Consider the following 9,936-nt stretch of genomic DNA (forward strand, 5'->3'; position numbering starts at 1 on the left):
CCGAAACAAGCGCACATGGATGTGCTCGTAGCGTGTCCTGAATCGTATGCCCCGCCTCTCTCCGCCCCCACAACCAGAAGGCTGGGAGCGGACTCAACTGGACTTAAAGCAGCAGCGTACGAATGTCCCCAAGCAACTGGCTTAGCAATGAAGTAAACCGCGCCGCATCCGCCCCGTTCACCGCCCGGTGATCGTATGACAGTGACAACGGCAACATCAGCCGCGGCTGGAAACCCTGGCCATCCCAGACCGGCTTCATCGCCGCCCTGGACACCCCAAGAATCGCCACCTCCGGCGTATTCACAATCGGCGTAAACGCCGTGCCACCGATACCACCCAGACTGGTGATGGTAAAGCAGGCACCCTGCATCTCCGCCGGTTTCAGCTGCTTGTCACGGGCCTTCTGGGCCAGCTCGGCACTCTCTGCCGCCAGCTCCCAAAGCCCCTTTTGATCAACATCCCTGATCACCGGCACCATCAGCCCGCTGGGCGTATCCACCGCAATCCCAATGTGAATGTACTGCTTGCGGACCACTTCCTTGCGGTCCATATCCAGCGACACATTGAACTGGGGCAGTTCCGCCAGCGCCGTGGCGCAAGCCTTGAGCAGAAACGGCAGCGGCGTCATCTTCACGCCTTTCTTCTCGCCGGCCGCTTTCTGGGATTTGCGGAAATCCTCCATGTCGGTGATATCCGCATCCTCGAACTGGGTCACGTGGGGCACGTTCAGCCAGCTGCGCTGCATGTTGTTAGCAGTGGCGAACATCACGCGTGACATGGATTCACGCTCAACCTCACCGAACTGGCTGAAGTCTGGCAGTTTCACCCCGGGGATACCGGCACCGCCGCCACCAGCCACTGTACTGCCCTGCTGCGTCTGCTGCAGCTGGCTCTTCACGTAGGCCTGGACATCATCTTTCAGGATACGGCTTTTCGGGCCAGAGCCCTTGATGCGGGCCAGATCGGCACCGAATTCCCGGGCCAGCTTGCGCACGGCCGGGCCGGCGTGAACCTTGGCACCCGGGGTCGGCGGCTCGTAAGTGGCTGAAGGTTGCGTCTGCTTCGGCTCCTCACTCTTACCTTTCGACTCGGCCTTACTTTGCTGGCTATCGTCGCCGGAAGACTCTGCCGGCCCAGAAGACGCTTCCTCCTCGTCCTCGTCTCCCGCATCATCGCCTTCATCTTTAACGGCCATTTCAACCAGATCATGGCCCTCGGAAAGCTTGTCGCCTTCTTTGACCAGAATCTTCCCGACCTTGCCAGCAAAGGGCGACGGCACCTCCATCGTAGCCTTGTCGGATTCCACGGTGACCAGTGGGTCGTCTGCTTCAACGTCATCGCCTTCGCTGACGTTGATTTCGATCACCGGCACGTTGTCGAAACCGTCAAGTGCTGGCACCTTCACGGTTTCCTTGCGGGACCCGCCGGATTTCTTCGGGGCCGGCTTTTTCTCTTCAGCTTTGTCTTCCGACTTGGCTTCGGCCTTGTCGTCTTTGCCGGCGCTGGCGTCTTCATCAGCACCCTTGTTTTCATCGGAGTCGCCGCTGGCTTCCATCATGCCAACCACATCGCCTTCCTTGACCTTGTCACCCACCTTGACGGTGATCCTGGTGATCTTCCCGGCACCGGGCGATGGCAGCTCCACGGAGGCTTTGTCGGTCTCCACGGTCAGTAACGGATCTTCTTCCTCGACCGAATCCCCCTTGCTGACAAGGACTTCGATCACTTCGACCTCGTCTGCACCGCCGAGATCCGGAACCTTGATTTCTTGTTCACTCATGGCGGTCTCCTTAGCTCAGCACCGGGTTCGTTTTATTGCGATCGATTCCGTACTTGCGCATAGCGTCGAGAACCACGTCATTCTTCACTTCACCATCACGCGCCAGGGCCGTCAGGGCGGTCACCGCCACGTAGTAACGATCCACCTCAAAGTGGCTCCGCAGTTTTTCGCGGGTGTCACTGCGACCGAATCCGTCCGTACCCAGGGTCAGGTAGGTTTTCGGGATGTACGCACGCACCTGCTCAGACAACAGTTTGATGTAGTCGGTGGACGACACCACCGGCCCCTGCTGCTTCTCCAGGCACTGGGTGAGGTACGGCTTCTTCGGCGTGTCGTCCGGGTGCAGACGATTCCAGCGCTCAATGTGCAGGCCGTCGCGAGCCAGCTCGTTAAAGCTGGTGACGCTCCAGACGTCGCTGGCGACGTTGAAGTCGTCTTTCAGCAGCTGTGCTGCAGCGCGCACTTCATTGAGGATGGCACCGGAGCCCAGCAACTGCACCCGCGGGGTTTTCTTGTTGCCCTTGGTTTCCACCGACTCCAGTTGGTACATGCCCTTGATGATGCCGTCTTCCACCTTCTTGCCCTTGGGCATTGCCGGCTGCACGTAGTTTTCATTCTCGATGGTCAGGTAGTAGAAGACGTTCTGGTTGTCTTCAAACATCTCTTTGATGCCATGTTGAACCACCACGGCCATCTCGTAACCGTAGGCCGGATCGTAGGCCTTACAGCTGGGAATGGTCTGCGCCAGGACATGGCTGTGACCATCCTGGTGTTGCAGACCCTCGCCGTTGAGCGTGGTTCGCCCGGCTGTGCCACCAATCAGGAAGCCGCGCGCCTGGATATCGCCAGCGGCCCAGGCAAGGTCACCCACACGCTGGAAACCGAACATGGAGTAGAAGATGTAGAACGGCACTAACGGGAAGTTGTTGGTGCTGTAGGACGTGGCCGCCGCAATCCAGGCCGCCATGGAGCCGTCTTCGTTGATGCCTTCCTCGAGGATTTGCCCCTTCTTGTCTTCCTTGTAGTACATGATCTGTTCACGGTCCTCAGGCACGTATTTCTGGCCTTCGGAGGTGTAGATACCCAACTGGCGGAACATGCCTTCCATACCAAAGGTACGGGCTTCATCCGGCACGATAGGCACAACCCTTTTACCGATGCGCTTGTCTTTGGTCAGCGCCGTCAGCAGGCGTACGAACGCCATGGTGGTCGATATCTCGCGGTCACCAGAGCCATCCAGCAAAGCCTTGAAGGCGTCCAGAGGCGGCGTCTCAAGGCGCTGACAATCTTTGCGACGCTTGGGGTAGAAACCGCCTAACTCCTGCCGGCGCTTCTTCATGTAGACAATTTCCGGGCTGTCTGGCGCAGGCCGGTAATAAGGCACGTCCTTGAGCTCTTCGTCCTTCAGCGGCACCGCGAAGCGATCGCGGAAGGCTTTCAACTGGTCCATGTCCAGCTTCTTGAGCGAGTGTGCGGTGTTCTGTGCTTCGCCAGCGGTACCAAAACCGTAGCCCTTGATGGTGTGCGCCAGGATCACCGTCGGGCGGCCACCGTTGTTGTGAATGGCGTGATGGTAAGCGGCGTACACTTTGTAGGGATCGTGACCGCCGCGGTTGAGCTTGTTGATGTCTTCGTCGGTCAGGTTGTCCACCAGCTTGGACAGCTCCGGGTACTTGCCAAAGAAGTGCTTGCGGGTATAAGCCGGGCCGTTACTCTTGAAATTCTGCAAGTCGCCATCCACGGCTTCGTCCATGACCCGTTGCATCAGCCCGTCTTCGTCCTGGTCGAACAAGGGGTCCCACATGCGGCCCCACACAACCTTCAGCACGTTCCAGCCGGCACCACGGAATACGCCTTCCAGTTCCTGGATAATCTTGCCGTTGCCTCGCACTGGCCCGTCCAGGCGCTGCAGGTTGCAGTTGACGACAAACACCAGATTGCTGAGGTTCTCGCGGCCGGCCATGGAGATGGAGCCCAGGGTTTCCGGCTCGTCGCATTCACCGTCCCCGATAAAGCACCACACCTTGCGGTCACCCATGTCAATCAGTTCACGGCTATGCAGGTACTTCATCACGTGAGCCTGATAAATGGCCTGAATCGGACCAAGGCCCATGGACACCGTGGGGAACTGCCAGTAATCCGGCATCAGCCAGGGGTGGGGGTAGGAAGACAGGCCGTTGCCGTCCACTTCTTCGCGGTACTTGTCCAACTGCTCTTCTTCGAAGCGGCCTTCCAGGTAGGACCGGGCGTAAATGCCGGGTGAGGAGTGACCCTGGAAATACACCAGATCGGATTCCCGCTTTTCATCGCCACCGTGGAAGAAGTAGTTAAAGCCCACGTCGTACAGCGTGGCAGCGGAGGAGAATGACGACACATGCCCGCCCAACTCACCCGGGCGCTGGTTGGCCCTGAGCACCATGGCCATGGCGTTCCAGCGGATCAGCGAGCGGATGCGGCGCTCCATAAACAGATCCCCCGGCATGCGGGCTTCCTGGGTAACAGGGATGGAGTTACGAAACGGCGTGGTGATCGAATACGGTAACTCGGTGCCGTCGCGGCTGGCGCGCTCGGAAAGCCTCTCGAGAATGTATTTGGCGCGATCCACGCCTTCCTGTTCGATTAGCGATTCCAGTGCATCAAGCCATTCACTGGTCTCGATGGGATCATCGTCCTGGTACATCAAATCCTCCCGTTGGCATCTTAATAGGCACCGTTGGCCACGATCAGCAGCCAGGTGCCTGTAGTGTCGATTCGCTGCGGTAAACTGCAGGATCTGTTGTTTTGGGTCGCCGAGGCCCTGTTTTGGACAACTCAGCCCGACCGGGAACCTGAATCAAGCATAGAACAGCTTGGCCGATTTTCCTGCCCGGACACCTTTGATTTCAGGCTTGTGGCCAGAAATCGCCGATCCGGTCGACTCGAATGTTGTATTATTACTACATAAACGCTGAATAACTTGGATCAAAGCTAGAAAAAACCACAAACCAAGCATTTATTCCGACTAGTTACGTAATAATGACCTCATTTCCGGCCGCAAACAACCTTGATCAGACCAATGTCGTAGTATTCTTATCTCGCCGACCCTATTCATTATCACGCTAAACGAATTCAAAGCGTCATTTCCATGCAGATCGCGACATATCATCATAAATACTGACCGTTATTACTGATTTTCGTAAAATCAGCGAGACATCTTCTGCATTTATTGATTAGACCTGAAAATAAAAAACGATTTATGTATACTTGCTGCCCGTTTTTTAACCAGCGGAGTTGGTGGCAAGGCCACCCTCCGGACATTGGCATTCAACCCAGAGGGCGATCTATGAACTCCATCGTCACGTTCCCGAACCGCATCCCGACGGCCGAGTTCGAAGAACGGCGCTTTAAGGTCTACACCGACCGCCAGCTCGACAAGATCGACATCATTCAGAGCCTGCCCGAAGAGACCCTGTTCGAGATGAAAGTGGTGGCCAGCGTGCTGCCCTTCCGGGTTAACGAGTATGTGATCAACGAACTGATCAACTGGGACAAGGTGCCAAACGATCCGATTTACCAACTTGTCTTCCCGCAAAAAGGCATGTTGAAAGATGACCATTACGAGCGCATGGCAAAGATGCACCGGGACGGTGCCGACAAGAAAGAGATCCAGGCCGTTGCCAAGGAAATCCGCGACGAACTGAACCCCCACCCGGCCGGCCAGATGGAAATGAACATGCCGGAGCTGGAGGGCGAGGTGCTTGACGGCGTACAGCACAAATACCGCGAAACCGTGCTGTTTTTCCCGGCCCAGGGACAAACCTGCCACTCATACTGCACCTTCTGCTTCCGCTGGGCACAGTTTGTCGGTGACAAGGACCTGAAAATGTCCAGCACCGAAGCCGAGAAGCTCCACGGCTACCTGCAGGAGCACACCGAGGTTACCGACCTGCTGGTCACCGGGGGCGACCCCATGGTAATGAAGACCAAAAGTCTGGTGCAGTATCTGGAGCCGCTGCTGCAACCGCAGTTCGACCATGTCCAGACCATCCGTATCGGCACCAAGGCCCTGACCTTCTGGCCCTATCGTTTTGTAACCGATAAAGACGCGGACGAGTTGATTGACCTGTTTGCCCGCCTGGTCGATGCCGGCAAGCACGTCGCCATCATGGCGCACTACAACCATTGGCAGGAAATCACCACCGACATCGCCGAAGAGGCGATCCGCCGCATTCGCGCCACCGGTGCCGAAATCCGCGCTCAGGGACCGCTGATCAAGCACGTTAACGACGATGCCGACGCCTGGGCCAAACTGTGGAAGAAAGAAGTCCAGCTGGGCATCATCCCCTACTACATGTTTGTAGAGCGGGACACCGGCGCGAAAAACTACTTTGAAATCCCCCTGGCCGAAGCCTTCGAGATCTACCGCGAGGCCATGAAAAAAGTCTCCGGACTGGCGCGCACCGCCCGCGGCCCGAGCATGAGCGCCGGCCCCGGCAAAGTCGAGATTCAGGGCATCACCGAGATTCACGGTGAAAAAGTGTTCGTCCTGCGCTTCCTGCAAGGCCGCAACCCGGACTGGGTGCAGCGCCCGTTCTTTGCCAAGTACAGTGAAACCGCCACCTGGTTGCACGAACTGGAGCCGGCGCTTGGGGAAGACAAGTTCTTTTTTGAGGATGAGTTTGAGCAGATGAAGAAGGGGAACGGCTGAGGCACCTCCGTATCCCCCGCCCGGACACCCTCGGTCCAGCGTAAAGCCCCGCTCCTTGCGGGGCTTTTTAGTGGGCCATGCCCACTCATTCGCACAGCGCCTCATCCTGTGCTTTAATCGAATCAGTCCATGTGTCTAGAGAAGCAACAGGAGTATCTAGTTTTGAAGGACCTGGTGTCAGCAGCCCCCGCACTGTTGAACGATCTGTACGACCGCGCTACCGACCCCCTGCAATGGCCTGTATTCCTGGCCAAGCTTGCCGCGTTGTTTCATTCGGATACCGCCTCCCTCCGGCTGACGGACCTGCACGATCCGGTGGTCTATCACTCCTACACCACCGGTTTTCAGCAAAATATCAACCAGTACTACGAATCAGACGCCGTGGAACTGGACCCCTTTCGTGAGACCTTGGCATCCAGCCCTATTGGCAAGGTGCTGGACAGTACCTCGATCATCAGCGACCGGGATTTTGGCCGCTCCGCACACTACCAATCCGTGTTCCGCCCCAACGGTAACTTTTATGCCATCGGTACCCAGTTCGAGCGCGAGGGCGGCCGGGGCATGCATATCGGTATCCATCGGCCAAAACACCAGGGCGCGTTCACCTCTGAGGAAATCCATGCCCTGGAACTGTTCAGCCCGCACCTCCAGCGGGTAACGAAGCTGTCGCACCTGATGACCAGCCTGAATCAGGCTTTGGCGCAAGCGAACCGTGCTCTGGATCAACTGCCATTCGGGGTCTGGCACATGGATGGCAATCTCCGCGTTCAATGGATGAATGCAGCAGCGGAGGAGTCTTTTTCCACCACGACCTACGGGCTCAGACTCCGGGGCCGCCAGCTCTTTTCGGAATCCGGCGGAACCCCGACCACCCTCCGGGCCATGGCTCAAAAGCTGATTGAAAACCAGTTACTGACTGAAACGCTGAAGCTGGGCCAAACCGGTGCCTGCCTGGTGATGACACAATCCCACCAGTCACCCACTGGCTTTCATATCGGCAGGCCGCTCAACCCTGGCATACTCTGTTTTTTACTGGACGCCGGCCGGCCCGCCCAGTTGGACCAGCATCAGCTCAGTATCATGTACCAACTGACCCTGGCGGAATATCGGCTTGCCAGCCTTCTGGTGACGGGCCTGGACGTGTCGGAGGCAAGCGCACTGTTGCAGATCTCTCCCCACACCGGCAGGACGCAACTCAAATCGATCATGCACAAGACCGGCGTCAACCGTCAGGCCAGCCTGCAACGAAAACTCCTGCTCTGCGCCGATACGCTGAGAATGCCGAATGCGTGATCCCGCCACCCAACACCTGACGCTGACTGATGGGCGCAACCTGAGCTATTCCGACTCAGGAACCGGCGAGCATGGCACCTGGATTCACTGCCACGGCATTCCGGGCTCACGGTATGAGCTGAATCACCTCAATGAAGAGCTACGACGTGCTGGCCTGCGGATTATCGTTCCAGACCGCCCGGGCTATGGCGACTCCACACCTCACCCGCACTATGGGTTTGCCCAGCATTCGGCTGACTTGCGCCAGCTGGCCGACTACCTTGGTTTGCAACGCTTTTCGGTTTCCGGCTTCTCCGGGGGCGGGGTATTCGCCATGGCGACGGCACACGATCTTGGTGAGCGAGTAGCACGACTGACCATCGCCGCCACGCCAGCGGTGCCAGTGATGAACAGCCCGTTTGATTATGCCTCGGAGCTGACCGCCAACGCCTGGCAAGCGGCGCTCAGCAATCCTGAGACCCTGGCTCTTGAATTGCAGGCGCTGACGGAATCGGCTGAAGGGTTGTCGCACGCACTCAAGGATGCCGCCGGTCCGGACGAGGCCCGGCATCTATCGGCCGACCCGTTGAAGCAAGCCTTTGCTGCAAGCATCGGTGCCGCGCTCGCACAAGGCCCGGTCCATTCCGCCACCGCAATGGCGCGGGATTCAGCGCTGATAGCGAACAGATGGCCATTTTCCCCCGCACACCTCACCCTGCCGGTTCGGATTATTCATGGGGGCGGCGATAAGCTTGTCGATCAGCAGCACCGGCATGCGTTGCTGGACCACATACCAGGCTCCGTAGCTGGGACTGGAGGCGACCTGCTGGACAGCGCCGGGCATTACGCAGTCCTCAGCTACATCTGGGCGTAGCGCATGGCATTCCCGCATCGGCGGCCGGGGTAACAGCCGCTCACACAGGGCCGTGGCCGATCAGTGCATAAGCGTATACAGCTTACGCCGGTACGTGCGCACATCCGGGTTGTTATTGCCCAGCTTATCGAACAGTTCAATCAGCGTGGTTTTGGCCACCTCATCCTTGTACTTGCTGTCGACCTGCATCAGGCGGATCAGCAGCTCCATAGCGTCGGCGTTGTTTTCCTGTAGCACATGGTGAAGCGACAGCTGGTGAAGCGCATTGGGATCTTTCGGGTCCTGCTCCAGGGCCATTTCCAGGTCTTTGACGGGGGGCAGCTCCGCGGACTGTTTGAGGAACTTCAGGCGTGCGGCCAGTTGCTTGGCCTGGTGCTGCATCTTTTCCTCCGGAGGCAGGCTGGCCAATACCTGCTCGGCGGTTTCCAGATCGCCCTGTTCGGCTTTCAGCTGCGCCAGGTCAATCAGTACCTTGAGGTTTTCCGGGTCATCCTGGTTCATCTGGGTCAGTATCGCCAGTGCCCCGTCCACATCACCCGCTTCCCAGAGCCGGTGGGCCCTATCGTGAGGGTCTTCCTGCGGGGCTTCGACGTGCTTGTCCAGCACCTTGCGGATTTCGCTCTCGGGCAATGCACCGTTAAAGCCGTCAACGGCCTGGCCGTCTTTCACCAGAATGATGGTCGGCAGGCTGCGCACACCCAGCGATGAGGTCAGTTGTTCCTGCTCGTCGGCGTTGACCTTGGCCAGCAGGAAGGCACCCTGGTAATCATCCGCCAGCTTTTCCAGCACCGGCGTCAGCTGCTTGCACGGCGCACACCACTCTGCCCACACGTCCACCAGGACAGGGGTCGTTGAGGAGGCTTCCATCACGTTCTGCTGAAAGTTCTCCATATTGGCGTCGAAAATATAAGGTGATTGGCTCATCAGTGGCACCTGAACGGGTTGAAAAATTCGTTGAGTTTGCTCTGATTTTGGGGGCTAACCGGCGGAATTCAAGGCACTCACGCATCTTTAGCACAATGCCTTGAAAACCGGACAGTCGCCGTTACATAGGTTATAAATGGCTCGCAGGGGGCCAACGCCCCCAATTCCACACTTTGCGGATGGATACCTGTACGGCATGAACGACGACAACCGGAACGACCCGCTGGACGAATTTCAGGACGACATCACCGAGTACATCGGCAAGGACGAGAACAGCAAAAGCCTGGCCCTGCCACAACAAACGATGCCCCGACGCATGTACGTGATGCCGGTGTCCAACCGACCGTTTTTCCCGGCCCAGCTGCAACCTGAGGTCGTCAATCAGGACCCCAGGAATGA

Annotated in this window: 7 protein-coding genes; 4 read left to right on the forward strand and 3 right to left on the reverse strand. The window is 58.0% G+C overall.

Going from position 1 to position 9,936, the window contains the following annotated elements; translation table 11 throughout:
• Positions 1-103: 103 nt before the first annotated feature.
• On the reverse strand, positions 104-1,780 hold the full coding sequence (gene aceF / locus WD429_RS02695) for a dihydrolipoyllysine-residue acetyltransferase (RefSeq protein ID WP_368420635.1): 1,677 nt from the start codon (positions 1,778-1,780) through the stop codon (positions 104-106).
• Positions 1,781-1,790: 10 nt separating this feature from the next.
• Complete coding sequence (gene aceE, locus WD429_RS02700; RefSeq protein ID WP_368420636.1) at positions 1,791-4,460, reverse strand: pyruvate dehydrogenase (acetyl-transferring), homodimeric type; 2,670 nt, start codon at positions 4,458-4,460, stop codon at positions 1,791-1,793.
• A gap of 642 nt (positions 4,461-5,102) precedes the next feature.
• Here aceE and WD429_RS02705 point away from each other — a divergent pair.
• The 3 genes from WD429_RS02705 to WD429_RS02715 all read left to right on the forward strand — a co-directional run bounded on the left by WD429_RS02705 (position 5,103) and on the right by WD429_RS02715 (position 8,613).
• Complete coding sequence (locus WD429_RS02705) at positions 5,103-6,467, forward strand: KamA family radical SAM protein (protein WP_368420637.1); 1,365 nt, start codon at positions 5,103-5,105, stop codon at positions 6,465-6,467.
• A gap of 162 nt (positions 6,468-6,629) precedes the next feature.
• Entirely contained in the window at positions 6,630-7,760 is a 1,131-nt protein-coding gene (locus WD429_RS02710; protein ID WP_368420638.1) for a hypothetical protein, read from the forward strand.
• The gene (locus tag WD429_RS02715) at positions 7,753-8,613 is read left to right on the forward strand and encodes an alpha/beta fold hydrolase (RefSeq protein WP_368420639.1); all 861 of its coding nucleotides are present in this window, start codon (positions 7,753-7,755) and stop codon (positions 8,611-8,613) included. Before WD429_RS02710 ends, WD429_RS02715 begins: the two co-directional genes overlap by 8 nt.
• A gap of 60 nt (positions 8,614-8,673) precedes the next feature.
• Here the strand turns inward: WD429_RS02715 and trxA are convergent, their stop codons facing one another.
• Positions 8,674-9,537, reverse strand: coding sequence for a thioredoxin (gene trxA / locus WD429_RS02720; protein ID WP_368420640.1), 864 nt, complete (start codon positions 9,535-9,537; stop codon positions 8,674-8,676).
• Positions 9,538-9,733: 196 nt separating this feature from the next.
• Between trxA and WD429_RS02725 the strand changes: the two genes are divergently transcribed.
• Positions 9,734-9,936: hypothetical protein (locus WD429_RS02725; RefSeq protein ID WP_368420641.1), on the forward strand; the 203-nt coding region annotated here is incomplete at its 3' end.

Source organism: Marinobacter sp., from assembly GCF_040904845.1.
Taxonomy (GTDB): Bacteria; Pseudomonadota; Gammaproteobacteria; order Pseudomonadales; family Oleiphilaceae; genus Marinobacter.